The following is a 24,172-nucleotide window of genomic DNA, read 5'->3' as shown; positions in this document are numbered from 1 at the left end:
CCTTCCCTTCACGCGAGCGGACCGGACCGTTAACCGCCATGGCGGCATGATCGAAGCTCATCCACCACGGAGCCCGATCGATGAGCCCCGAGTACCAGATCCCCGGCCGCGTGCCGGATGACAGCGCACCGCGCCAGGCCGTTTCCGACTTCTGGCGCGAGCGTTACACCGCTGAACCCTATTACGACAACCAGCTGTTCTTCGAGGACTACGAGCCGGCCTATCGCATCGGCCACGCTGCCCGTGCGCAGGACATGATCCGCGCGTACGAAGAGGTGGAAGCCGAACTCGAGTCACGCTGGGCGAACGAGCGCGGCAAGAGCCGGCTGGAGTGGGCGCAGGCCCGCAACGCCGTCCGCCGCGGCTGGGAAGAAGCGGTCAACCTCGACCAGCGCCTGGACCGGGGCGTACCGCGCGGCACCTGAGGGCACGCCGCGCTGCGGCCGGGCCATGCCCGGCTGTCCTTCGGCACTGCGGCAGAGCCGGGCTGGTCCCGGCTCTGCGCAATCCGGGGGTCAGTCGTGTTCCGGCAGCGGCGGCACGGCCTGACCGCGTGGATTGCCGCCGTTGGCGGCGATCAGGTCGCGGGTGTTCTTCTGCACCGCGACCGCGCCGAACAGCGCAAGTGCGAAGGCCATGGCGTAGAAGCCCTTCTCGCTCAACAGCAACGTGGCATTCCACAGGCCCACCAGCAACAGCAGCAGCGCCGACAGCAGGGCGAACCAGCACAGCGCGTAGTACAGGCCGCTGACCGGGATGCCCTCCACGCGGTCGCGCACGCTCTTCTGCAGCGATACCGCCGCGAACAGGCCATAAAGCAGCAGCGCCAGGTAGTAGCCCTTCTCGTTCAGGGCCATTTCGGCGTTGAACAGGCCGATCAGATAAGCCACCGCGCCAAGCAGCAGCGCCACCCACGAAGCGGCGACGAAGGCGGGAGACGGCTTGTGGGTCGGAACAGTGTGCATTGCAGATCCTTGGCAGACAGACGGGCATGCATTGCCCGGGCGTGCCCACCCTAGACGATCCGCCCCACGTCGCACAGGGGGTAGCAGGACCTTCGGGCCACGACGGTCACACCCGCAGTGGTATACAAGGGAACGCTTGGCCATCCGCATCCCCGCCCTGGAGATTCCCATGACCCGCACGCCCCTGCTGCTTGCCCTCGGCCTGGCGCCGATTCTCGCCACCACTGCCTGCAACGCCGCCGATCCTGCATCCGCTACTGCCGGTACTGCCGCCACCGCTGCTGCACCCGCTGCGGCCGCAACCGACCAGCGACCGTTCACCGCCACGGAAGTCAGCCGTTTCGATCAACCGTGGGCAATGACCTTCCTGCCCGATGGCAGTCTGCTGGTCACCGAAAAGCGCGGCAAGCTGCAGCACCTGGACGTGGCCAGCGGCCAGAAGCATGAGATCACCGGCGTACCGAAGGTCGCCTATGGTGGCCAGGGCGGCTTCGGCGACGTCATCCTGCACCCGGACTTTGCCCGCAACCAGGTGATCTACCTCAGCTATGCCGAGGAAGGCACGCTGGATACCCGCGGCGCCGCGGTGGCCCGCGCCACGCTCGCCCTGGACGCCGACGGCGGTGGCCAGCTCAAGGATCTGAAGGTGATCTGGCGACAGACACCGAAGGTCAGCGGGCAGGGCCACTACGGCCATCGCCTGGTGTTCGGTCCGGACGGCAAGCTCTGGATCAGCTCCAGCGAACGGCAGAAGTTCGACCCCGCGCAGGACATGGGCGGCAACCTCGGCAAGATCATCCGCCTCAACGACGATGGCAGCCTGCCGGCGGACAATCCGTTCGCGTCACAGGGCGGCGTGGCTGCACAGGTGTGGTCGCTCGGCCATCGCAACATCCTGGGCATGGCCTTCGATGCCAACGGCAAGCTGTGGGCGCATGAGATGGGGCCGGCGGGCGGAGACGAACTGAACCTGATCGTGCGGGGCGCCAACTACGGCTACCCGGTGGTCTCCAACGGCGACCACTACGACGGCCGGCCGATTCCCGACCACGACACGCGCCCGGAGTTCGCCGCGCCGAAGGTGACCTGGACGCCGGTCATCTCGCCTGCGGGCTTCGTCATCTACAGCGGCACCCTGTTCCCGCAGTGGAAGGGCAGCGGCTTCATCGGCGGCCTGTCCTCCACATCACTGGTGCGCGTAGCCTTCGAGGGCGACAACGCGCGCGAGGCGGAACGTTTCAACATGGGTGAGCGCATCCGTGAAGTGGAACAGGGGCCCGATGGCGCGCTGTGGCTGCTTGAAGATGGCAGCAAGGCGCGCCTGCTCAAGCTCACGCCGAAGACCTGATCAGGTAACGCAGGGTGGCGGGCCAGAGCCCGTCACCCCGCACGCTCACTGGATGGTGATGACCTTCACTTCGGTCCGGGTGCAGGCCGCATCAAGGCACTGGCCGCTCAACCACACCTGGCCATCGCCGATCATCACGCCCTGCTGGTTGACGAACACCTTGCCGAAATCCTGTGCGGACACCGCCTTGACCACGGCCGGCGTGATGATCTTCTCGTAGCTGCGCTGGAATTCGCCCGGTCCGGCGATCGTCTTTCCGCCGCTGATGTTCAACGGGAAACGTATTTCCTCGACGACCGCCGCGCGATCACCGCCGACCACCGCCGTTCTGAAGGCAGTGAAGACCTTCTCGTACTGCGCCGCATCACCGAGCAGTGTCTCGATGCGCGCGCGCGCATCTTCGGTCTGTTCGCTCGCGGGTGCCGCAGGTGCTGCCGGTGCTGCCTGCACGGGCTCGGCTGCCGGTGCGGCAGCGGGCGTTGCCTCCGGGGCCGTCGGCGGCACCGGCTGTGCACAGGCTGCCAGCAGCAGCGCGGGGGCAAGGAAAGCACTCTTGCGCATGGTCGGGCTCCATCGGATCACGAACCCCGATGGTAGCGCCGGGTCAGGCCCGGCGTGTTTGCCATGGGTGACGACGCCGGGCATGGCCCGGCGCTACCGTTCCCGTTCAGCCCTTCAGCAGTTCGAACTGCACCGGCTCGCCAGCCGCTGACGACGCGCACACCCACAGCTCGAACAGGCCCGGCTCGGCACGCAGCACGCCATCGCGGCCGGTGAACGCCAACTGCTCGCGGTGCAGGGTGAACACCACATCGGTGGATTCGCCCGGCTGCAGTGCGATCTTGCGGAAGTCCTTCAGCTCGCGCACCGGCCGCACGCGGCTGGCCACGCGGTCATGGATGTACAGCTGCACCACTTCCTCGCCGGCCACGGTACCGGTGTTGGTCAGCGTGGTGGTGATGGTCAGGGTGTCGTCCCAGCCCAGCTGTGCCGTGCTGAGCTGCGGCACGCCATAGGCGAAGGTGGTGTAGCCGATGCCATGACCGAACGGATACAGCGGCTCGTTGGGAATCTCGCGCCAGCGTGCCTTGAACTCCGACATCGTCGGCAGTTCGGGGCGGCCGGTACGCGGATGGTTGTAGAAATACGGTTGCTGGCCGGACACCTGCGGGAAGCTGACCGGCAGGCGGCCGGACGGGCTGTAGTCGCCGAACAGCACATCGGCCACCGCATGACCGGTCTGCGTGCCCAGGTACCAGGTGATCGCCACGGCCTGTGCATTGCGCACCGCACCTTGCAGGGCCAGCGCGCGGCCATTGCGCAGCAGCACCACAAGCGGCTTGCCGGTCATTGCCACCGCCTCGGCCAGTGCCTGCTGCGCCGGCGGCAGGGTGATCTCCACGCGCGACTGCGCTTCGCCGCTGTAGCGCTGCGGCTCGCCCAGCGCCAACACCACCACGTCGGCACGCAGCGCAGCCGCCACGGCGGCTTCGGTGCCCCCCGGGATCGCGGTTTCCAGATCGCAACCGGGCACGATCTCCAGCAGCGACGCGTCACCGATGGCGGCACGCACACCGGTTTCCAGGTCCACATAACGCTGCTTGTCGCCGAACAGGGTCCAGCAGCCTTCGATGTTTTCGCGGTCCTGCACGAACGGGCCGATCAGCGCGATCTTCTGCCCGGTCTTCTGCAGCGGCAGCACGTTGTCACGGTTGTTCAGCAGCACGATCGAACGGCGCGCGGCATCGCGCGAGAGCTCATCATGTGCGGCGATGTGCGAGTCGTCCGCTTCGCGGGCCGGGTCCAGCGACCGGTACGGGTCGTCGAACAGGCCGATGGTTTCCTTCAGCCACAGGATGCGGCGCACGCCCTCATCCAGCACCGCCATCGGCACCTCGCCGCTTTCCACCAGGCCTGGCAGGTGCTCGGCATAGAAGCCGCTCTGCATGCTCAGGTCCAGGCCTGCGGTGAAGGCCTTGGCGGTGGCGTCGCGGTCATCGGCGGCGTAGCCGTGCGCCACCAGTTCCATGTCGGCGGTGTAATCGGAGATCACCACACCCGGGAACTTCCACTCGCCACGCAGGATGTCGGTGAGCAGTTCTGCATTGGCGCTGGCCGGCACGCCGTTGATGTCGTTGAACGAGGACATCACCGTGATCGCACCGGCATCGAAGGCCGCCTTGAACGGCGGCAGGTGCACGTCGCGCAGGGTCTGCGGCGAGATGTCCACCATGTTGTATTCCATGCCGGCCATCACCGCGCCATAGGCGGCGAAATGCTTGGGCGTGGCCAGCAGCGAATCGGCGGCACGCAGGTCGCTGCCCTGGAAGCCGCGCACACGGGCGGCGGCGAAGGCACAGCCCAGCACCACGTCCTCGCCTGCGCCTTCGGCGCCACGGCCCCAGCGCTGGTCGCGGGCGATGTCCACGGCAGGCGCATAGGTCCAGTGCAGGCCGGCGGCGGTGGCCTCGACCGCAGTGGCGCGGGCGGTGCGCTCGGCCAGGTCCGGCTCGAAGCTGGCGGCCTCGCCCAGCGGGATCGGGAACACGGTGCGCATGCCGTGGATGACGTCGGCCGCGAGGATGACCGGGATGCCCAGCCGGCTCTCCTCGGTCGCGACCTGCTGGATGCGGCGGCCCAGTTCGGCGCCCACCCCGTTGAACAGCGAGCCGACCTTGCCCTCGCGCACCTGCTGCAGCACCTGGTCGGCATTGCGCACGTTGGCTTCCGGGTTCACGTCCGGGGCGAACGGGCGGACCATGTCCGCGAAAACACCCAGCTGGCCGACCTTTTCCTCGACGGTCATCTGGGCAATGAGGGATTCGATGCGTTCGGAGGCCACCGGCAGTCCTTGATGAAAACGTTTACAAGCCCGGCATTCTAGCGATCCCGGGCCATTTGGCGAGAGGTTTCGGCATTCAGTTTCATCCACCAGCGGGGTCCGTACGGTCCCGCGGGCGGCACGGCAGCTTACTCCGAGCGGGCCGACTGGCGCTGCCCGGCCATCAACATGGCGTCGCTGGACGCCTGGAACACCCTCAGGCCGAAGGCCGGCAGGATCGCCAGCAGATGGTCGAAAATGTCCGACTGCACCGCCTCGTACTCCGCCCAGGCGGTAGTGCGGGTGAAGCAGTACAGCTCCAGCGGCAGGCCCTCGGTGGTCGGTTGCAGCTGTCGCACCAGCAGGGTCATGTCGGTGTGGATACCCGGGTGGCTGCGCAGGTAGCGCTCCACATAGGCCCGGAACGTGCCCAGATTGGTCACCCGGCGGCTGTTCACGTCCGCCACGCCCTGTTCGCGCAGGCGCCCGTTCCACTGCCCCAGCTCCTGCTCCTTGTCGCGCAGGTAGTCGCGCAGCAGGGCGAACTCACCGAGGAAGGCCAGGTCGCCCTCGTCCAGGAAGCCGACGCTGTGCTGGTCCAGGTACAGCGCGCGCTTGATGCGGCGGCCACCGGCCTCCTGCATGCCGCGCCAGTTCTTGAACGACTCGGTCACCAGCTTCTTGGTCGGGATGGTGGTGATGGTCTTGTCGAAGTTCTGCACGGTGATGGTGTGCAGGGCGATGTCGATGACGTCACCATCGGCGTTCTGGCTCGGCATCTCGATCCAGTCGCCGATGCGCACGCGGCCATCGCCACTGATCTGCACGCTGGCCACCAGCGAGAGGATGGTGTCCTGGAAGATCAGCATCAGCACGGCCGTGGCCGCACCCAGGCCGGTCACCAGCGGGCCCAGCGCCACGCCCAGCAGGGTGGAGATGATCGCCAGGCCGGCCGCCACGAAGATCACGATCTTGACCACCTGCAGGTAGCCCTTGATCGGCTTGTTGCGCGCATCCGGCTTGCGCTCGTACAGGCTGTTGGCCGCATCCAGCGCATGCGAGAAGGCCAGCGAGACGGTCAGCACCGCCCACACGATGCACAGCTTGACGATGACGCTGACCAGCCCGGGCGGCAGATCGGGAATGAGGGTGATGCCAGAGGCGATCACCTGGCTGGGCACCACGTTGGACAACCGCGAGATGACCCGCATCAGATGGCTGCCACGCCCGGATTCGGCACCGGGCAGGCGCTGCAGCAGACGGCGCAGGCCGCGCACCAGGATGCGCTTGGTCACCCAGTTGGCCAGGCCCGCCGCGAGCAGCAGGGCCGAAATCATCAACGCCAGGTAGGCGCCGGGATAGGGTTCCAGTGTGTTCTGCAGCCGCTCCATCCACTGTACCGCCACCACCGCATCCACCATCAGTCGTCTCCTGTTTCAGTCATTTCGCATGAAGAAGTTGCCGGCCGCCGGCCGACGCTGCTGTTTCAGCCGCGTTCGCGCTCGATGATCACGCCGACCGCGCGCGCGCCGCGCACCGCTCCCGGCTTGCTCAGCTTCAGCCGCAGCCAGCGCACATCGAACTCGTCGAGCACGATCTGCGCGCAACGCTCGGCCAGGGTCTCGACCAGGCCGAACTCCGATTCGCGCACGAACTGCTCCAGCCGCTTGCTGACCGCCTTGTAGTTGAGGGTATGGGCGATATCGTCGGTCGCTGCCGGGCGCCGGTTGTCGAAACCCATCTCCAGGTCGAACACCAGGTCCTGCCGGATCCGCCGTTCCCAATCGTAGATGCCGATCAGGGCGTCGATCGTCAGCCCCTCGATGAAAACCTTGTCCATTGCGGTTACCAGCCGGAAAACAGACGGTCATGGTAACGGCACGGAACCACCACTGCCTGAAACGACCGGATCCCGGCACGTCCGCCGCTACGGTCGCAGCCTGTGTGGATGGGTGCGCCGCGGGTCACACCGCGGGCAGCGTCGCCATGTCCCAGCGCGGGGTCACGTCAACGTTCGGCGGGTTGTGCTGCCCGGCCTGCAGGCGCAGGGCGCCGGCGAAAGCGATCATCGCGCCGTTGTCGGTGCACAGCGCCGGCCGCGGGAAGCAGGCACGCCCCCCGAGGCGTTCGGCCATCTGCTGCAGGCGTGCACGCAGCCGCGTATTGGCACCGACACCGCCGGCCACCACGATCACATTGGTGCCGGCTGCTTCCAGCGCGCGTTCGCACTTGATCGACAGGGTCTCCACCACCGCATCCTCGAAACCGCGCGCGATGTCGGCGCGGGTCTGGTCGCTCTGGTCGCTGTCACGCCAGGCCATCAGCACCTGGGTCTTCAGGCCGGAGAAGCTGAAATCCAGACCCGGGCGATCGGTCATCGGCCGCGCGAAACGGTAGGCCCCCGGGGTGCCCTGTTCGGCCAGCTTGGCCAGCTGCGGGCCGCCGGGATAGGGCAGCCCCATCAGTTTGGCAGTCTTGTCGAAGGCTTCGCCGGCCGCATCGTCCAGGGTCTCGCCCAGCAGGCGGTAGCGGCCGATGGCATCGACCGCCACCAGCTGGGTGTGGCCACCGGACACCAGCAGGGCCACGAACGGGGCCTGCGGCGGATCGTCCTCCATCAAGGGCGCCAGCAGGTGCCCTTCCATGTGGTGCACGCCCACGGCCGGCACCTCCAGTGCCCAGGCCAGGGCACGGGCCACCCCGGCACCGACCAGCAGCGCACCGACCAGCCCGGGGCCAGCGGTATAAGCCACGCCATCGATGTCGTCCACGCCCAGGCCCGCCTCGGCCAGGGTCTGCCGGACCAGCGGCAGCAGCTTGCGCACGTGGTCACGGCTGGCCAGCTCGGGCACCACACCGCCGTACTCGGCGTGCAGGGCGATCTGGCTGTAGACCGCATGGGCGCGCAGGGCCGCGCTGCCGGTCAGGTCGGTGTCGTACACCGCCACGCCGGTCTCATCACAGGAAGATTCGATGCCAAGGACTCGCATGCCTGCTATTATGACGCCCCTGCCGCCCCCTCGGGGTGACGTGCAGATCCCACTGCATCCGTATTGCTGGCCCGCATTCAGGCTTGCGTGCTTGCAGTTTGTTGATTCGCCGCTATAATGTGCGGCTCGCCGGGCGTGACCCGGTTCTACTGTGTCCCGGAGATTCCATGCCCAGCGTCAAAGTCCGCGAGAACGAGCCCTTCGAGTTTGCTCTTCGCCGCTTCAAGCGCACTTGCGAAAAGGCCGGTGTGCTGGCCGAAACCCGCAAGCGCGAGTTCTACGAAAAGCCGACCCAGGAGCGCAAGCGCAAGGCCGCCGCTGCTGTGAAGCGTCAGCTGCGCCGCTCGTCGCGCGACGTCACCAAGCGTCAGCGCCTGTACTGATCGGACGCATCTTCATTGCGGCGGGTTCGTCCTTCCGCGGTGAAGCCGAAGCCGGCACGCGCGAGCGTCGCCGGCTTTTTGCGTTTCCGGGCCCGGGCAACCACCCTGCCCCACTACCACCACGAGGTCTCCCATGAGCATGAAGCAGCAGCTCACCGATGACATGAAGGCCGCCATGAAGGCGGGCGAGAAGGACAAGCTGGGCGTGATCCGCCTGATCAACGCCGCGATCAAGCAGAAGGAAGTGGACGAGCGTATCGAGCTCGACGACACCGCCGTGATCGCCGTGCTGGACAAGATGGTCAAGCAGCGCAAGGACTCGGTCAGCCAGTACGAAGCGGCCAACCGTGAAGACCTGGCCGCGATCGAGCGTGCCGAGATCGTGGTCATCGAGGCCTACCTGCCCGCCAAGATGGGTGAGGCCGAGATCGCCGCCGCCATCCAGGCCGCCATTGCCGAAACCGGTGCCACCGGCCCGGCCGACATGGGCAAGCTGATGGGGGCGCTGAAGCCCAGGCTCGCCGGTCAGGCCGACATGGGCGTGGTGTCCAGGCTGGTCAAGCAGGCCCTGGCTGGCTGATCCGCCACCGCCCCTGCCGGACACGACAAGGCCCGCTTCACGCGGGCCTTGTCATTGCTGCAGCGGCCAGGCCAGCGCTTACACCTGGCGGCAGTTGCGCAGGGTCATGGAACTGCCTTCCACCGCGCTGACCTCGCCTTCCAGCTTGGCCCAGTCGCGCTCGCGCAGCATGGCGAAGTTGGCCGCCTGGTCCGGAGCGAATTCGCAACGGATGGTGTAGTTGTTGTTGTTGAAGGTGTCATTCTGGCGGATCCGCAACAGGCCACGGGTCGGCGTCACCAGGTAGTTGATCGATCCGACCTCACCCGGACGGCTGGAGTAGCTGTTCGAGTTGACCGTGTAGATCTGGCCGTCGATCCGGTAGCGGCGACCGATGTACTTGGCATACACCGGCAGGAAGGTGGCCGAACGGTCGCCCAGGTCTTCCTTGTTGGTGGTGGTGCCCAGCAGCAGGTCCTTGAAGCTGCCCGCAGCGTTGTAGGCCGCCATCGTATCGCGCACCTCCTTGCCCATCTTCTTGGACAGGTCCGGCGCGGTCACGTCCTCCGCCACGGAAGTCGGATACTGCGCGCGCGCAGCGGCGGCCAGCGCGTCCCCCTGGCTGCCCCCCTTGAGCTTGTCGAGCATGTCGCACATCGACTTGCGGGCATCCTCCTGGGCGATGGTCTGGCCGCGGGCCAGCTTGGTGGCCAGGGTGACCCGGCCGCTGCGGTCGGCGGTGCCGATCAGCACCAGCGGCGTGCGCAGGCCCTTGGTCTGGATCAGGTACTGGTTGCCGGTATCGCCTTCCACCAGCTGGCCGCCCACCTCGAACTGGTCATCGGCACCGATCTTGCGAAGCTGGTCCAGTGCACTCTGCACCTTCAGACCGGGCACCGTCAGGTCGGCCATGTACATCGCGCCATTGCGCGGATCCCCTACCGTCTTGAAGGCCTTTTCGCAGGCCGTGGACGCCGCAGCGGCCGAACCGCTCGTCGCCAGCAGCAACACCATCGTGGTGCAGACCATCCCTTTCATAACGCGTCCTTTTGCAGAGAAGTTGGATTGTCGTGGCCCCGCACACCGGCGGTGGGCCCGGATACCGCGGCGGCAGCCCCAGCGCGCCCTCGGTCCGGGCAGAAGGATAACGCGGACTTCGCTGCATTCTGCGACCGCGCTTCCACTTCACCTGCCGCAACGCCGGCATCTGCTAGAAAAGGAAGCCCGTACCGCTCCAGCCGACGCCGTAGATGCCGCATCCCCGCACCTTCCTGCCCATCGTCCGATCGCGCCTGGAGAAGCTGCAGGACAGCTTCCCGATGGCCGTGGCCAAGCGCTTCGTCGAAATCGACGTCCTGACCCAGGCCGCATCGGTTTCGTTCTATTCCCTGCTGTCGATGGCGCCGTTGCTGGTGCTGCTGCTGTGGTTGACCGCCTCGCTGTACCCGCCCGCGCAGCAGGCGCTGATCAGCCAGATCGGCTCGGTGGCCGGCAGCAGCGTGGCCAGCGTGGCCGATACCGTGCTGCACAACGCCAACAGCCAGCCGAGCATGGGCTCGCTGGCTGGGTTGTGGAGCACCCTGCTGCTGTTCGTCGGCGCCACCGCCGTGTTCGCACAGCTGCAGAACGCACTCAACCGCATCTTCCATACCAGCGGCCAGCGCCTGGAAGGCGTCCAGGCCTGGCTGCGCAAGCGCGTGTTCTCCTTCGGCGTGGTGCTGGCGCTGGGCTTCCTGCTGATCCTGTCGATGACCGCCACCACCGCCCTGCAGGTGGTATTCGCGCAGCTGCCATCGGTGTTGCCGGCCATCGGTTACGTGACCACGCTGCTGCTGTACACGCTGGCCTTCGCCTTCCTCTACCACTATCTGCCCGACCGTCGCGTGGCCTGGCGCCAGGCCTTCATCGGCGGGGCCATCACCTCGCTCCTGTTCGCCCTGGGGCGCTACGGCATCGGCGTCTACATCGCCACCGTGGCGCCCGGCAGCGCCTACGGTTCGATGGGCGCCCTGGTGATCGCGCTGGTCTGGATCTACTACGCTACCGCGGTGTTCTTCGTCGGCGCCCTGATGACCGCGGTGATCGACGAGCGCCTGAGTGCCCGGGCACAGCGGGCTGCCGCCAGCGCCGGCGGCAGCAGCGAACAACAGGCCGGCCCGACCATCGCCAGCGAGTAAACTAGGGGAACTGCCGCCCCTGCTGCGCGCCCCGGCGGCCGCGCCCTGCCCTGCTGCCCATGGCCCGTATCCCCGACGCTTTCATCGACGACCTGCTGGCCCGCACCGACATCGTCGAGGTGGTGGGCAGCCGCGTGCCGTTGAAGCGACAGGGCAAGGAGTACGCGGCACGCTGCCCGTTCCATGACGAGCGCTCGGCCTCGTTCACCGTCTCGCCGACCAAGCAGTTCTATCACTGCTTCGGCTGCGGTGCGCACGGCACCGCAATCAGCTTCCTGATGAACTACGACCGCCTCGAGTTCCTCGACGCGGTGGATGAGCTGGCCAAGCGCGCCGGCATGGACGTGCCACGCAGCGAGAACCCGCGCAGCGCCCAGCAGCAGGACGACAGCCGCGAACTCTATTCGGCACTGGATGCAGCGGCGCGCTTCTTCCAGAAGAACCTGGAGGGCAGCGACAAGGCCCGCGCCTACCTTGACGGCCGTGGCGTGGACGAACAGAACCGCGCCCGCTTCCAGATCGGCTATGCGCCCGACGGCTACAGCGGCCTGCGCGATGCGCTGGGCAAGGACGAGCGGCGGATGAAGCTGCTCGACCGTGCCGGCCTGTTCTCCAAGAACGACCGGGGGCACGTCTACGACAAGTTCCGCGACCGGGTGATGTTCCCGATCTTCGACCGCCGTGGGCGGGTGATCGCCTTCGGTGGCCGGGTGTTCGAGAAGGACGACGGTCCCAAGTACCTCAATTCGCCCGAAACCGCGCTGTTCCACAAGGGCCGCGAACTGTACGGCCTGTGGCAGGTGCGCCAGGCGAACCAGAAGATCGAGCGGCTGATCGTGGTCGAGGGTTACATGGACGTGGTCTCGCTGTTCCAGTTCGGCGTCACCCAGGCGGTGGCGACGCTGGGCACCGCGACCACGCCCGACCATGCCGAGCTGCTGTTCCGAAACGCACCGGACGTGTTCTTCTGCTTCGATGGCGATGCCGCCGGCCGCCGCGCCGGCTGGAAGGCACTGGAGTCGGTGCTGCCGCGCATGAAGGACGGCCGCCAGGCCTTCTTCCTGTTCCTGCCCGACGGCGAGGACCCGGACACCATCGTGCGCAAGGAAGGCGCTGAGGCCTTCAACGAACGCCTGAAGCAGGCCACGCCGCTATCGCAGTTCTTCTTCGACGAGCTGACCCGCGAGATCAACATGGGCACGCTGGACGGCCGGGCACGCCTGGCCGAGCGGGCCAGACCGATGCTGGCGCAGATTCCCGATGGCGCGTTCGGTGACCTGATGAAGCAGCAGCTGGCGCAGCTGACCGGGCTCGGTGCGGCCACGCAGAATACCCGCACGGCGATGCCGCAGCGCCCTCCGGCACGGTCGATCCAGCCGGTGGCCAAGCGCAGCCTGGTGCGGGGTGCGATCGCCGTGCTGCTGCAGCAGCCGTCGCTGGCGCTGACCCTGGGCGGCAAGCATCACTTCCAGGGCCTGCGCCTGCCCGGTGTGGAGCTGCTGCTGGAGCTGCTGGCACTGGTTGAACAGCGTCCCGATATCAGCACCGGCGCGCTGCTGGAGCATTTCGACGGGCGTGAGGAGCAGGCCTCGCTGCACACGCTGGCCGCCCAGACCCTGCCCGGCAGCGAAGCGATCTGGACCCAGGAACTGCACGACGCCGTGGCCCAGCTGGAGAAACAACTGTTGCAGCAACGTCTGGAAGAGCTGTTGGCAAAGCAGCGTCAGCAGGGACTGGACGATACTGACAAGTACGAACTGCGCGAGCTGCTCAAGGCCCGCGCCAACCTGGGCCGGTAGCGGCGGAACATTTCAACGGAGAGGACCATGCTGCTGCGCCTGACCTGCCTGCTGTTGCTGTCCCTCTGCCTGCCGCTGGCGGCCTTGGCCGCAGGTGCCCCGCTCAATGAAGTCCGCCCCGGCCTGTATGCCGGCGGCCAGCCCAGTGCCGCACACCTGCGCGAACTGGCTGCGCAAGGCGTACGCACCGTGATCGACCTGCGCCAGCCCGACGAGGACCGTGGTTTCGATGAAACGCGCGCGGCCGAATCGCTGGGCCTGCGCTATGTGCGCATCCCGGTGGCCGGCGCCGAGGGCCTGGATGCGGCCAATGTGCGCGCCGTGCACCAGGCCCTGCAGCAAAGCCAGGGGCCGGTGCTGCTGCACTGCGCGTCCGGCAACCGCGCCGGTGCCGTGCTCGGCCTGGTCAATGCACGCTACGAACATGCCAGCCCGGAACAGGCCCTCCAGCTGGGCCAGCGCGCCGGCCTGAAGTCGCTGGAAGCGGCCACCCGCCAGCGTCTGGCCACACCGGTCACCTCGCCCTGAACCCTCCACACCAAGGAGTCTGCCCCCCATGACCCGCTGGTGGTCGCGCCTGCGACCGGACAACTTCACCCTGGCCCTGCTGTGCACCGTCGGCCTGGCCTCGCTGCTGCCGATGAAGGGCGCCGCCGCCATCGTCCTGGACGATGTCACCACGGTCGCCATCGCCGCGCTGTTCTTCCTGCACGGGGCGCGCCTGCCGCGCGAATCGATCATCGGCGGCATGCTGCACTGGCGCCTGCATCTGACCATTCTCGCCTGCACCTTCCTGCTGTTCCCGATGCTGGGCCTGATGTTCAAGCCGCTGTCGGGCTGGCTGTTGACCCCGGAGCTGTACCTGGGCGTGCTGTTCCTGTGCACCCTGCCCTCCACCGTGCAGTCGTCCATCGCCTTCACCTCGATGGCGCGCGGCAATGTGCCGGCGGCCGTCTGCAGCGCATCGCTGTCGAGCATCCTCGGTGTGTTCCTCACGCCGCTGCTGTTGACCGCGCTGGCCGGCACCTCCGGCGGCGTGCACGACCCGCTGCATGCGATCGGCGGCATCATGCTGCAGCTGCTGGTGCCGTTCGTGGCCGGCCACCTGCTGCGCCCGTGGATCGCCGGCTGGGTCGAGAAGCAGCGCGCGCTGCTGCGCTACACCGACCAGGCCACCATCCTGCTGGTCGTGTATTCGGCGTTCGGCGAAGCCGTCACCGAAGGGCTCTGGAGCAAGACCCCCTTGCTGTCGCTGCTGGCAGTGGCCGTGGTAGCTGCCGTCCTGCTCGGTATCGCCATGCCGCTGATCACCTTCATCGCCCGTCGCCTGCACTTCAACCGCGAGGACGAGATCGCCATCGTGTTCTGCGGCTCCAAGAAGAGCCTGGCCACCGGCGTGCCGATCGCCAAGGTGCTGTTCGCCGGCGGCAGCCTCGGTGCCATCGTGCTGCCGGTGATGATCTATCACCAGATCCAGCTGATCGTCTGCGGTGTGATCGCGCAGCGCTACGCACGGCGCAGCTCCTGACCCGGAAATTCATCCACACATGGCGTGGAACTACTGCAGAGCAGAGCCCATGCTCGGCTGATGCCACGCCACGTGTGGACGCCCCTCGCGCCGTCGCTAATCCACGATGGCGGCAGCGATGTCGTGCAGCAATCGGGCGTTACGCTCTACGTCGGTGCCGCGCTCCCCGGTTGCGATCAGGCTGAAGGTCTTGCTGTCTCCCGTCCAGACAAGCTCGACGCGGGTACGGCCAGCGCTGTCAACGCTCTTCTTCAAGTGCGCGAGCGCGCCCTTTACTGTTGTGTTCTGCGCCTCGGCGATGACCTCGATATGCGTGCCCGCAGCGAGGAAGTTGTTCTCGCTGAACTCCACGATGCCGACGCCTTCCAGCTGGAAGAAACGGCTCAGCCCCGACGACCTGCTTCCATCCAGCACGCCACTGGACTCCATACCGATCAGCTCCGCCGGTCCCAGGAGGCTTGCTTCCAAGCTGCTGGGTGGCTGTGGCAGGCGCTGGCGTAGTTCCGACGCCGAGCGATATCGGCGGGGCAAGGCGGCCAGCAGTTCGGCCCGCGTTGGGATGTTCCCTTCTGCAACCTGCACCACACCCGCTGACCGGTCCATGTCCGTGCGAAGCTGATGCTTCACCGCTTCGGGGGCATCCAGGTCTGCCAGTCGCACGATCTGGTAGCTGCCAGCGCCTACGGACGACCCTCTCGTCATCGAGGCCTCCTGCATTGCAGCTTGCATGGCACGTTGATGTAGCCAACGTCCCACCGGATCAGGAGTTGCATCGGTCTGCGATGCCTGGGCCGACATCGACATCAGCAGTGAGGTTGCAAGAAAGCAAACGCTTTTCATGATGCTCACCACTCCGAAAGTTGGCAGTCGACCGCGCTCGTGGACTGGGTGAATACACGCCCGCCCAGCACCCATGTGTGGTAACCATGAACAACCATCCGTTCCGGATCGGTGCCATCGCCTGCGTGGAAGCGCCAGGAGTACAGTCCATTGTTGGGAGCAGCAAGGACATGCTTCGGCTCGATGTTTCCAAGCGGGATATGCCTGGATGCGGTAGAGCCCTGGAAGTTGCGGAACTGGGGCCGTTCGTAGGTAACGGATTCATTGACGAATCCAATGCAGTTGGCCCAACTCAGTGCTTTTACTTCTGCTGTTGCATTGCCGGCCAAGCACGCAAGCGCAGCACAGAGAACGATGGGCAGAGAAACATGGCATCTCATTGATAGCTCCACAGAATTGCGATTCATCTCGCAAATCCTGTGTATCCACATTCGACCATCCCGCCTGCCGAATCCATCCGTATCTGTGATCCACTGCCGGCGGTGAGTCAGCAGCGCGGCAGATCCCTACACCGTAGCGGCTCGGCGGGTTGGCAAAGTGCCGCCTCCGGCGAGCGGAACCCGACATTGAACGCACGGAGTTCTGTGGAAGACCGTCCACGCACGGCGTGGCTGCGCAGCACGCGTGCCGCCTCGATCAGGTCAAGCATGTCCTCACTGCGACGGCCGTCATGCATCCGGCTGATGCGCCCGCCTCTTTCCGGCATGCGGTAGCGCCGGGCCATGCCCGGCGGCAGGCGCCCGTTACAACCAGGGCAGGATCCAGTGGTCGATCAGCAGGAAGGCGAACAGCGCCATCAGATAGACGATGGAGTACTGGAACATCTTCATCGAGAACAGCTCATCCGGCGGATCCAGCATGCGCCACGCATACCAGAGGAACACCGCGTTGAGCACGATCGCACCGCCCAGGTAGAACGGTCCGCTCATGCCCACCAGATAGGGCAGCAGGCAGACCAGGGCCAGCACCACCGAATACACCATGATCTGCCTGCGGGTATGCACCACGCCGTGGGTCACCGGCAGCATCGGGATCTTCGCCTTGGCGTAGTCCTCGCGGCGGAAGATCGCCAGCGCCCAGAAATGCGGCGGCGTCCAGATGAAGATGATCAGCACCAGCAGCGACGAGTACGCCCAGTCCGAAGAGCCCTGCATTCCGGTGACGGCGGCCCAGCCCAGCATCGGTGGCATCGCGCCGGCCAGACCACCGATGACGATGTTCTGCGAGGTCGCACGCTTGAGGTAGACCGTATAGATCACCGCATAACCGATCAGCGAAGCGAAGGTCAGCACGGCGGTGATCACGTTCACCCACAGCACCAGGATCGTCATCGACAGCACGATCAGCGCGCCGGCGAACACCAGCACCTGCCACGGCTTGACCTTGCCGACCACCAGCGGCCGCCACGAGGTGCGCGCCATCTGCGCATCGATGTGCGCATCCAGCAGCTGGTTGATCGCAGCCGCAGCCGAGGCCGCCAGCCAGATGCCGAGGAAGCCGAGCAGGCCCGCGCGTACCTGTTCCCAGCTGGGCACGCCTGGAATGGCCAGGACCATGCCCACCAGGGCGGTGAACACGATCAGGGCGACGACCTTGGGCTTGGTCAGGTCCCAGTACTGGCGGTAATTGGAGAACATCGGATCAGTCCGGGGCACGCAGGCGGGCCAGCAGGCTGACCAGCACGAACAACAGGGCAACGGCCACGCCGTTGTGCGCCACCGCCACTTCCAGCGGCAGCGCCAGCTTCACGTTGAGGATGCCGAGGGTGACCTGCAGCACCAGCAGCACGATCAGCGCAGTCGCCCAGCCCCGCATGCTCGGCAGGCGGAACAGGCGCACGCCCAGCCACAGCAGGTAGGCAGCCACCACGATGGCAAACAGGCGATGCGCCAGCTGGATGGCGATACGCGAGGCGCCATCGAGCACGCCCCCTTCGTAGTCCACGCCGATGCCACGCCACAGGGTGAAGCCTTCGACGAAGTTGTGCTGCGGCCACCACTGGTTGGCACAGCGTGGGAAGTTGTCCAGCGAGGCGCTGCCGCCGCCGCAGGCCAGCGCCGCATAGTTGGCACTGACCCAGCCGCCCAGTGCGATCTGGGTGACCAGCACGACCACGGCGGCACGCAGCAGCCACTTCAGCCTGGGCGCCTCGGCCAGCGTGATCGGCAGATGCGTGGCCCGCCACGCCAGCCACACCAGCAGGCCGAACATCAGCATGCCGCCCAGCAGGTGGCCCATCACCACGATCGGCTTCAGCAGCAGCGTCACCGTCCACATGCCCAGCAGGGCCTGGAAGATCACCACCGCCAGGGTCAGTACCGCCGCGCGCGCCAGATCGATGTTGTTCCAGCGCAAGGCGGCAATCAGCAGTATCGCCTCACCACTCAGGGCCAGGGCACTGGCCGTTGCATGCCAGCCCATCATGTACAACGGTATGCCGGCAGCCACCAGCACGCAGGCGGTGACGACCGCCGTGGTTCCGAACCGGCGCCTGCGCGTGGCCAGCAGGGCCAGGGTCAGGATCTCGATGCCCAGCGCGCCGGCCAGGAAGCGGTGAACCTGCTCGCGCCAGGCCTTGTGCGTTTCCAGCGGACGGATGTCGGCGGCCGGGTGGCCAACCGTCTCCTCGATGTGCTGCGGCCAGGTCGCGCGGCCATAGCAGGTCGGCCAGTCCGGGCAGCTCAGCCCCGCATCGGACAGACGGACGAAGGCACCGAACATGATCGTGCTCGCGGTCATGATCATGGCGAACCACGCCAGGCGGTGGAAATTGCGGTGCAGCGCCGGACGCGCGGAAAGGCTCATCAAACAGGACTCACTTCAGTTTCAGCAACGTGGCCATGTCCTTGCGCAGGCCCCCGAGGTCGCTGCCCGGGGCATGGCGCATGATCACGAAACCGTTCGGATCGATCACGTAGACCGGCAGGCCAGCCGGATCGTCGACGCCGGGCAGGGCCGCGCGCAGCGCTGGCGACGGTGCCAGCGGCCGCAGCGCGGGCAGCGAGGCGATCGACGCCGGTGGCGGACCCAGCCACAGGATCTCGACATTATCGGCGTTATGGCCGAACAGCTGCCACACCTTGCCCAGTCCCTGCGACAAAGTGACGCACTGCGCGTCGCAGGCACCGGCCGGTGCCACCAGCAGGCGCCAGGTGCGCGCCTCCGGATTCCAGGGATAGGCCGTGCCGTCGGCCAGGGTCGGTGGCTGCTGGCGCAGGTCCACCGGGGGTTTGAGCAGCTGTCCACTGTTGCGGTGGCCGGTGGGCTGCCATCCGGAGAAGCGAAGCACGGCCGCCAGCGCCATTGCCCCGAAGAACACGGCGAACAACAGCACCAGGGTCCGGCGACCGGAACCGCGCGCCTGCGGGGATGTAGCAGTGTTCATGCGGGCATTTTCTCATGGTTGGACAGGGGATGCCGGGCGCCCGAAGTCGGGCCGGCGCTAGCGTGGAACGCGCCTGCTGCGCCATTCCAGCACCAGCGCGACCACCAGCACGGTCAGCGCCAGGCCGAACCATTGCACGGCGTAGCCCAGGTGGCGCTGCGGGGGCAGCGTGTTCGGCAGCAGATCGAGGTCGCGTTCATCACCGAAGGGCAGCGCCGGATCAAGCCGCAGCACGCGCTCCGGCAGTGCAGGCAGCCCCAGCGCCGTCGCCAGGCCCTCGGCAGGCAGCCGGCTGGCCAGCCAGCGCTGCGCCTCACCGGTTGCAGAGAACGCCGGGCCCAGCGCCAACCCTGCCGACGGCGGCGGCGCCAGCAGCCCGCGCACGGCCACCGGCGAAGGCGGCGGCGGCAGGTCGGGGAGCGTGCGGTCGGCGGGCAGCGCGCGCCAGCCGAGGTCGACCAGCAGCACGCTGCCGCCGTCGCTGCGGAAGGGGCGATAGATCTTCACCCCGGCCCGGCCGTGCCGGGTCTGGTTGTCCAGCAGCACCACACCCGGCAGGAAGCGGCCATGGTCGGCCACGCCATGCAGCGCGCCCGGCGCCGCCAGTGCCTGCGCCAGCGGAAGTGCCTGCGCCGCAGCGGGGCCCTGCGCATCCAGCATGGCCTGCTTTGCATGCATGCGCTGCAACTGCCACAGCCCCAGCGCGGTGAATCCCGTGATCGCCACCAGCGCCAGCAGCCAGCCGATCACCCGCGTGTGCTGGCGCATCATGACAAGTCCGCGCAAACGCGGTCAGATAGGCACATCCACCCTGCCCTCGAGCCGCGCATGAGTGATTCGCTGAAGACCCTGCTGGTGATCGCGTTTCTGATCGTCATCGTCTGGAACCTGGGCGCCGGGCTGTACTACCTGCTGGTCGACCGGGGCCAGACCAAGCGCACGGTCAACGCACTGACGCGCCGCATCGCGGTGTCGGTGGCGTTGATCGTACTGGTGATCGTGAGCATCTACATGGGCTGGATCAAACCGCACGGCATCGGTGGCTGAGTACGCCACCGGCACCGGCGCTTACAGCACGTAGACGAACAGGAACAGCATCAGCCACACCACGTCGACGAAGTGCCAGTACCACGCAGCGGCTTCGAACGCGAAATGGTTGTCGCGGGTGAAGTGCCCCTTTGCCGAGCGCAGCCACATCACGATCAGCATGATCGTGCCCAGCAGCACATGCGCACCGTGGAAACCGGTCAGCATGAAGAACGTCGACCCGTAGATGCCCGAGCCGAGCGTCAGGTTCAGCTCCTTGTAGGCGTGGATGTACTCCTCCGCCTGCAGGGCAAGGAAGCCCAGGCCCAGCGCCACGGTCAGGCCCAGCCAGACCAGCAACTGGCGACGGTGCCCGGCCTTCAGCGCATGGTGGGCGATGGTGAGCGTCACGCCGGAAGTCAGCAGGATCAGCGTATTGATCAACGGCAGGCCCCAGGCCGGAATGGTCTGGAAGGCCCCGCCGATCGCCGCCGGGCCGTTGGTAGGCCATCCCGCGGAGTAGCCCTGCCACAGCAGCTCGTTGGTCATCACCCCGCGGCCCTCGCCGCTGAGCCAGGACAGGCCCAGGTGGCGGGTGTAGAACAGTGCGCCGAAGAATGCGCCGAAGAACATCACCTCGGAGAAGATGAACCAGACCATCCCCATCCGGAACGAACCATCGACCTGGCGGTTGTAGTTGCCGGCCTGCGATTCGCGCACCACGTCGCTGAACCACCAGAACAGGGTCAGCACCAGCATCGCGATGCCGATGTAGAACGTCCAGCGCCCCCAGCTGGCATCGTTGAGCCAGCTGGCCACGCCCACCATGGTCACCATCATCGCGATGGAGCCCACGAATGGCCATTTGCTCTGGGCCGGGACGAAGTACACGTTGGCGTCGGTCGGTGTCTGGGCCATGTCGTTATCCGGGTCAGGGAGCGGCGTGCGCGCCTTCCGAAGTGGCGGCCGGAGCCAGCCGATCGGACAGCGCGTCGTTGCGGTAGAAGGTGTAGGACAGGGTGATCGTCTTGATTTCCGGCGGCAGATCCGGATCGACGATGAAGCGCACCGGCATGTCGCGCTTCTCGCCGGCCTGCAGCGTCTGCGCGGTGAAGCAGAAGCACTCGGTCTTGCTGAAGAATCCGGAGGCACGTGCTGGCGCGACCGAGGGCACCGCACTACCGACGATCGCCTGTGGGCCGTCATTGCGGGCGTAGTACAGCGCCTCGTTCAGCTCACCGGGCACCACGTCCATGGTCAGCTGCTCGGGATGGAATGCCCATGGCAGCCGCGAATTGACCCCGCCATCGAACTCCACCCGCACGGTGCGCTTTGCGGTGGCAGCCCCCACGCTGGCCTCGCTGCCCGGGCCGCGCTCCAGGCGCACGCCGAACACCTTCTCGCACGCGATGCGATACAGCGGCACCAGCGAGAAGGTCAGCAGGAACACGGCCACGGCAACGCCGATCAGGCGCGGCAGGCCGGCGCTGGGCGACGGTGTGCTGGCCGGTGTCGGGCTCATCGTCCGATCACCCCGCTGAGAATGAAGGTGGCATAGACCAGTACGGCGATGGCGCCCACCACGACCGCCGTGCGCCGGGCACGCCGGCGCTGCTGTTCGATGCCCTGAGTCTCGCCGCCGTACAGCCGGGCCCTGCCCGGCTGCTCTTCGACAGCCGAGCCGGGCTCGGCTCTACAGGTCTGGAGCGGGCTCTCGTTATGCATGCCCCACCTCAATGCGTGATGTCGTCATGCGCCAGATCGCCCGGGCGCAGGATCGGCGGGGTGGTGAAGGTATGGGCCGGTGCCGGCGACGGCAGCGTCCACTCCAGGCCACGCGCACCTTCCCAGGACCGATCGGCCGCCTTCTCGCCATTGCGCAGCGAGGACAGCAGGATCGCCGCCATCATGAAGGGCGTGACGAACATACCGAATGCGCCGATCGAGCTGATCAGGTTCCAGTCGGCGAACGCCACGCTGTAATCGGGAATACGGCGCGGCATCCCGGCCAGGCCGAGGAAGTGCTGCGGGAAGAACAGCAGGTTGACGAACACGATCGACCACCAGAAGTGCACCTTGGCCCACTTCTCGCTGTACATGCGACCGGTCCACTTCGGCCACCAGTAGTACACCGCGGCAATCAGCGCGAACACCGCACCGGTCACCAGCACGTAGTGGAAGTGGGCAACGACGAAGTAGGTGTCGTGGTACTGGAAGTCGGCGGCGACGATGGCCAGCATCAGACCGGAGAAGCCGCCAATGGTGAACAGGATGACGAAGGCCACCGACCACAGCATCGGCGCCTCGAACGTCAGCGAGCCACGCCACATCGTGCTGACCCAGTTGAAGACCTTCACGCCGGTCGGGATCGAGATCAGCATGGTGGCGAACATGAAGTAGATCTCGCCGCCCAGCGGCATGCCCACGGTGAACATGTGGTGGGCCCAGACGATGAACGACAGGAAGGCGATCGCAGCCGTGGCGTACACCATCGCCTGGTAGCCGAACAGGGGCTTGCGGCTGAAGGTGGGAATGATCTCGCTGACCACGCCGAAGGCGGGCAGGATCATGATGTACACCTCGGGGTGGCCGAAGAACCAGAAGATGTGCTGGAACATCACCGGGTCACCGCCACCGGCGGCGTTGAAGAAGCTGGTGCCGAAGAACTTGTCGGTCAACAGCATGGTCACCGCACCGGCCAGCACCGGCATCACCGCGATCAGCAGGAAGGCGGTGATCAGCCAGGCCCAGCAGAAGATCGGCATCTTCAGCAGGTCGATGCCCGGCGCGCGCATGTTGAGCACGGTGGCGATGATGTTGATCGCGCCCATGATCGAACTGATGCCGGCCACGTGGATGGCGAACACAGTGAAGGCCACGTTGTAGCCGCCCTGCAGCGACAGCGGCGGATACAACGTCCAGCCACCGGCCGGCGCACCTCCGGGCAGCAGGAAGGTGAGCAGCAGCAGGCTGAAGGCCACCGGCAGCAGCCAGAACGACCAGTTGTTCATGCGTGGCAGGGCCATGTCCGGCGCACCGATCTGCAACGGCACCATCCAGTTGGCCAGGCCGACGAAGGCCGGCATCACTCCGCCGAAGATCATCACCAGTGCGTGCACGGTGGTGAGCTGGTTGAAGGTTTCCGGCCTGACGAACTGCAGGCCCGGCTGCATCAGCTCGGCGCGGATGATCACGCTCATCGCCGCGCCGATGATGAACATGATGAAGCTGAAAAGCAGATACAGGGTGCCGATGTCCTTGTGGTTGGTCGAGAAGAACCAACGCTCGAAGAAACCCGGGTGGTGGTGGTGATCGTCGTGCCCAACTGCCGAGTGCGCCATTGCAAAACACCTCTCAGAATCGGTTGTCGCCACGGCCGCAGGCGGCCGCGGGATTTACATCACGCGCCGCTGGCCGCGGTGGCAGGGGCGGCACCCGCTTCGGCGGCGGCAGGTTCGGCCGGCGCGGCAGGCGTCTCCGCCGCAGGCGCAGCCGGTTCGGCCGGGGCTGCGGCCGGCGGTGCCGGCTTGCGCTGCGCCAGCCACTGCCTGAACTCCTCCTTGGATACGGCCTCGACCACGATCGGCATGAATCCGTGGTCCTTGCCGCACAGTTCAGCGCACTGCCCGCGATAGACGCCCGGCTGCTCGATGCTGGTCCAGGCCTCGTTGATGAAGCCGGGAATGGCATCCTGCTTCCAGCCCAGCGCCGGCACCCACCAGGCGTGGATCACGTCGTCGGAGGTGATGACGAAACGGACCTTGGTATCGACCGGCAGCACCAGCCGGTTGTCGACATCCAGCAGGTAGTGGGGATGGCTCTCGCGCGTCGGCACCTTGCCACTCTGCCGCATGCGGTCCGACTCGCGGTCCAGGCGGCTGGTGAAGGTGACGTTCTCGCCCAGGTACTCGTACTTCCACATCCACTGGTAGCCGGTGACCTTCACCGTCATCTCGGCATCGCGGGTGTCGTACATCTTGATCAGGTTGGCCGTGGCCGGCCATGCCATCACCACCAGGATGATCACCGGGATCACCGTCCAGATGATCTCGGCCTTGGTGTTGTGGCTGAAGGTGGCTGCGACCGCCCCCTTGGATTTGCGGAACTTGAAGATGGCGTAGGCCATCGCCCCGAACACGATCACGCCGATCACCGTGCAGACGATCAGCGAGAGATTGTTCGACTCCCAGGCCAGGCGCGAGGTCTGGGTTACCCCCTTGCCCATGTTCAGCTGCCACGGCTTGGGATCGGCCGCCTGGGCCCATGCCATCGCCGGAACCCATCCCCCGGCCACCACTGCGGCGGCCATTGCAACGCACTTCGTGCCCCACCTGCTGCTTTGCTTCATTGC

At 66.6% G+C, this 24,172-nt stretch carries 27 protein-coding genes; 9 read left to right on the top strand and 18 right to left on the bottom strand.

Annotated elements, in window-relative coordinates; translation table 11 throughout:
• Positions 1-80: 80 nt before the first annotated feature.
• Complete coding sequence (locus N8888_RS01705) at positions 81-425, top strand: hypothetical protein (protein ID WP_111186638.1); 345 nt, start codon at positions 81-83, stop codon at positions 423-425.
• A gap of 90 nt (positions 426-515) precedes the next feature.
• On the opposite strand, the gene yiaA is transcribed toward N8888_RS01705, so the two are convergent.
• Positions 516-965 carry an inner membrane protein YiaA gene (yiaA, locus tag N8888_RS01700; RefSeq protein ID WP_111186639.1) on the bottom strand — a complete coding sequence of 150 codons (450 nt, stop codon included), beginning with the start codon at positions 963-965 and terminating at the stop codon, positions 516-518.
• Between the two features lie 169 nt (positions 966-1,134).
• Here yiaA and N8888_RS01695 point away from each other — a divergent pair, with 169 nt between their 5' ends.
• The gene (locus tag N8888_RS01695; protein ID WP_111186640.1) at positions 1,135-2,313 is read left to right on the top strand and encodes a PQQ-dependent sugar dehydrogenase; all 1,179 of its coding nucleotides are present in this window, start codon (positions 1,135-1,137) and stop codon (positions 2,311-2,313) included.
• A 45-nt stretch (positions 2,314-2,358) separates the two neighbouring features.
• On the opposite strand, the gene N8888_RS01690 is transcribed toward N8888_RS01695, so the two are convergent.
• From N8888_RS01690 to tsaD, 5 genes are all read right to left on the bottom strand, one after another.
• Positions 2,359-2,874, bottom strand: coding sequence for a hypothetical protein (locus tag N8888_RS01690; RefSeq protein WP_263177132.1), 516 nt, complete (start codon positions 2,872-2,874; stop codon positions 2,359-2,361).
• A 106-nt stretch (positions 2,875-2,980) separates the two neighbouring features.
• Entirely contained in the window at positions 2,981-5,155 is a 2,175-nt protein-coding gene (locus N8888_RS01685) for a glycoside hydrolase family 3 N-terminal domain-containing protein (RefSeq protein ID WP_263177130.1), read from the bottom strand.
• Between the two features lie 128 nt (positions 5,156-5,283).
• Positions 5,284-6,555: a mechanosensitive ion channel family protein gene (locus N8888_RS01680; RefSeq protein ID WP_065175436.1), complete on the bottom strand. Its 1,272-nt coding sequence runs from the start codon at positions 6,553-6,555 to the stop codon at positions 5,284-5,286.
• Between the two features lie 65 nt (positions 6,556-6,620).
• Positions 6,621-6,974, bottom strand: coding sequence for a dihydroneopterin aldolase (gene folB, locus N8888_RS01675; protein ID WP_053519479.1), 354 nt, complete (start codon positions 6,972-6,974; stop codon positions 6,621-6,623).
• Between the two features lie 124 nt (positions 6,975-7,098).
• Positions 7,099-8,124: a tRNA (adenosine(37)-N6)-threonylcarbamoyltransferase complex transferase subunit TsaD gene (tsaD, locus tag N8888_RS01670; protein ID WP_053519480.1), complete on the bottom strand. Its 1,026-nt coding sequence runs from the start codon at positions 8,122-8,124 to the stop codon at positions 7,099-7,101.
• A 167-nt stretch (positions 8,125-8,291) separates the two neighbouring features.
• On the opposite strand from tsaD, the gene rpsU reads away from it, so the two are divergent.
• Complete coding sequence (gene rpsU, locus N8888_RS01665; protein WP_002808376.1) at positions 8,292-8,507, top strand: 30S ribosomal protein S21; 216 nt, start codon at positions 8,292-8,294, stop codon at positions 8,505-8,507.
• Positions 8,508-8,640: 133 nt separating this feature from the next.
• On the top strand, positions 8,641-9,087 hold the full coding sequence (locus tag N8888_RS01660; protein WP_053519481.1) for a GatB/YqeY domain-containing protein: 447 nt from the start codon (positions 8,641-8,643) through the stop codon (positions 9,085-9,087).
• 78 nt (positions 9,088-9,165) lie between these two features.
• Here N8888_RS01660 and N8888_RS01655 read toward each other — a convergent pair whose 3' ends face one another.
• Positions 9,166-10,104, bottom strand: coding sequence for a hypothetical protein (locus N8888_RS01655; RefSeq protein ID WP_229765859.1), 939 nt, complete (start codon positions 10,102-10,104; stop codon positions 9,166-9,168).
• Between the two features lie 212 nt (positions 10,105-10,316).
• Here N8888_RS01655 and N8888_RS01650 point away from each other — a divergent pair, with 212 nt between their 5' ends.
• Genes N8888_RS01650 through N8888_RS01635 form a run of 4 tightly spaced genes read left to right on the top strand, consistent with a single transcriptional unit; the run spans position 10,317 to position 14,570 of the window.
• Complete coding sequence (locus N8888_RS01650; protein ID WP_053519482.1) at positions 10,317-11,243, top strand: YihY/virulence factor BrkB family protein; 927 nt, start codon at positions 10,317-10,319, stop codon at positions 11,241-11,243.
• A gap of 59 nt (positions 11,244-11,302) precedes the next feature.
• Positions 11,303-13,042 carry a DNA primase gene (gene dnaG / locus N8888_RS01645; RefSeq protein ID WP_263176945.1) on the top strand — a complete coding sequence of 580 codons (1,740 nt, stop codon included), beginning with the start codon at positions 11,303-11,305 and terminating at the stop codon, positions 13,040-13,042.
• Positions 13,043-13,069: 27 nt separating this feature from the next.
• Positions 13,070-13,570, top strand: coding sequence for a protein tyrosine phosphatase family protein (locus N8888_RS01640; RefSeq protein ID WP_263176944.1), 501 nt, complete (start codon positions 13,070-13,072; stop codon positions 13,568-13,570).
• Positions 13,571-13,598: 28 nt separating this feature from the next.
• Positions 13,599-14,570 (top strand): bile acid:sodium symporter family protein, encoded by a 972-nt coding sequence (locus tag N8888_RS01635; RefSeq protein WP_263176943.1) that lies wholly within the window; start codon positions 13,599-13,601, stop codon positions 14,568-14,570.
• Between the two features lie 96 nt (positions 14,571-14,666).
• Here the strand turns inward: N8888_RS01635 and N8888_RS01630 are convergent, their stop codons facing one another.
• From N8888_RS01630 to N8888_RS01605, 6 genes are all read right to left on the bottom strand, one after another.
• Positions 14,667-15,410 carry a hypothetical protein gene (locus N8888_RS01630; RefSeq protein WP_263176942.1) on the bottom strand — a complete coding sequence of 248 codons (744 nt, stop codon included), beginning with the start codon at positions 15,408-15,410 and terminating at the stop codon, positions 14,667-14,669.
• Between the two features lie 5 nt (positions 15,411-15,415).
• On the bottom strand, positions 15,416-15,817 hold the full coding sequence (locus tag N8888_RS01625) for a hypothetical protein (protein WP_263176941.1): 402 nt from the start codon (positions 15,815-15,817) through the stop codon (positions 15,416-15,418).
• A 336-nt stretch (positions 15,818-16,153) separates the two neighbouring features.
• Positions 16,154-17,047: a heme o synthase gene (gene cyoE, locus N8888_RS01620; RefSeq protein WP_053519487.1), complete on the bottom strand. Its 894-nt coding sequence runs from the start codon at positions 17,045-17,047 to the stop codon at positions 16,154-16,156.
• 4 nt (positions 17,048-17,051) lie between these two features.
• Positions 17,052-18,215 (bottom strand): COX15/CtaA family protein, encoded by a 1,164-nt coding sequence (locus N8888_RS01615; RefSeq protein WP_053519488.1) that lies wholly within the window; start codon positions 18,213-18,215, stop codon positions 17,052-17,054.
• 10 nt (positions 18,216-18,225) lie between these two features.
• The gene (locus tag N8888_RS01610; RefSeq protein ID WP_053519489.1) at positions 18,226-18,795 is read right to left on the bottom strand and encodes a redox-active disulfide-containing membrane protein; all 570 of its coding nucleotides are present in this window, start codon (positions 18,793-18,795) and stop codon (positions 18,226-18,228) included.
• A gap of 57 nt (positions 18,796-18,852) precedes the next feature.
• Positions 18,853-19,566, bottom strand: a complete 714-nt coding sequence (locus N8888_RS01605) for an SURF1 family protein (protein ID WP_263176938.1) — start codon at positions 19,564-19,566, stop codon at positions 18,853-18,855.
• Between the two features lie 57 nt (positions 19,567-19,623).
• On the opposite strand from N8888_RS01605, the gene N8888_RS01600 reads away from it, so the two are divergent.
• Positions 19,624-19,842 carry a twin transmembrane helix small protein gene (locus N8888_RS01600; protein ID WP_008264755.1) on the top strand — a complete coding sequence of 73 codons (219 nt, stop codon included), beginning with the start codon at positions 19,624-19,626 and terminating at the stop codon, positions 19,840-19,842.
• A 21-nt stretch (positions 19,843-19,863) separates the two neighbouring features.
• Here the strand turns inward: N8888_RS01600 and N8888_RS01595 are convergent, their stop codons facing one another.
• The 5 genes from N8888_RS01595 to coxB are packed head-to-tail and all read right to left on the bottom strand — an operon-like array spanning position 19,864 to position 24,169.
• Positions 19,864-20,739 carry a cytochrome c oxidase subunit 3 gene (locus N8888_RS01595; RefSeq protein ID WP_053519491.1) on the bottom strand — a complete coding sequence of 292 codons (876 nt, stop codon included), beginning with the start codon at positions 20,737-20,739 and terminating at the stop codon, positions 19,864-19,866.
• A gap of 13 nt (positions 20,740-20,752) precedes the next feature.
• A complete protein-coding gene (locus N8888_RS01590) occupies positions 20,753-21,343 on the bottom strand; it encodes a cytochrome c oxidase assembly protein (RefSeq protein ID WP_053519492.1) in 591 nt (196 codons plus the stop codon).
• Entirely contained in the window at positions 21,340-21,546 is a 207-nt protein-coding gene (locus tag N8888_RS01585) for a hypothetical protein (RefSeq protein ID WP_053519493.1), read from the bottom strand. Before N8888_RS01585 ends, N8888_RS01590 begins: the two co-directional genes overlap by 4 nt.
• An 8-nt stretch (positions 21,547-21,554) precedes the next feature.
• The gene (ctaD, locus tag N8888_RS01580) at positions 21,555-23,162 is read right to left on the bottom strand and encodes a cytochrome c oxidase subunit I (RefSeq protein ID WP_053519494.1); all 1,608 of its coding nucleotides are present in this window, start codon (positions 23,160-23,162) and stop codon (positions 21,555-21,557) included.
• 59 nt (positions 23,163-23,221) lie between these two features.
• Positions 23,222-24,169, bottom strand: coding sequence for a cytochrome c oxidase subunit II (coxB, locus tag N8888_RS01575; protein WP_053519495.1), 948 nt, complete (start codon positions 24,167-24,169; stop codon positions 23,222-23,224).
• Between the last annotated feature and the right edge of the window lie 3 nt (positions 24,170-24,172).

It is taken from the genome of Stenotrophomonas maltophilia (assembly GCF_025642255.1).
In the GTDB taxonomy this organism is placed as follows: Bacteria; Pseudomonadota; Gammaproteobacteria; order Xanthomonadales; family Xanthomonadaceae; genus Stenotrophomonas; species Stenotrophomonas maltophilia_P.
Note: the sequence above shows the minus strand (reverse complement) of the source record. Positions and strands in the feature narration are given on the sequence as shown.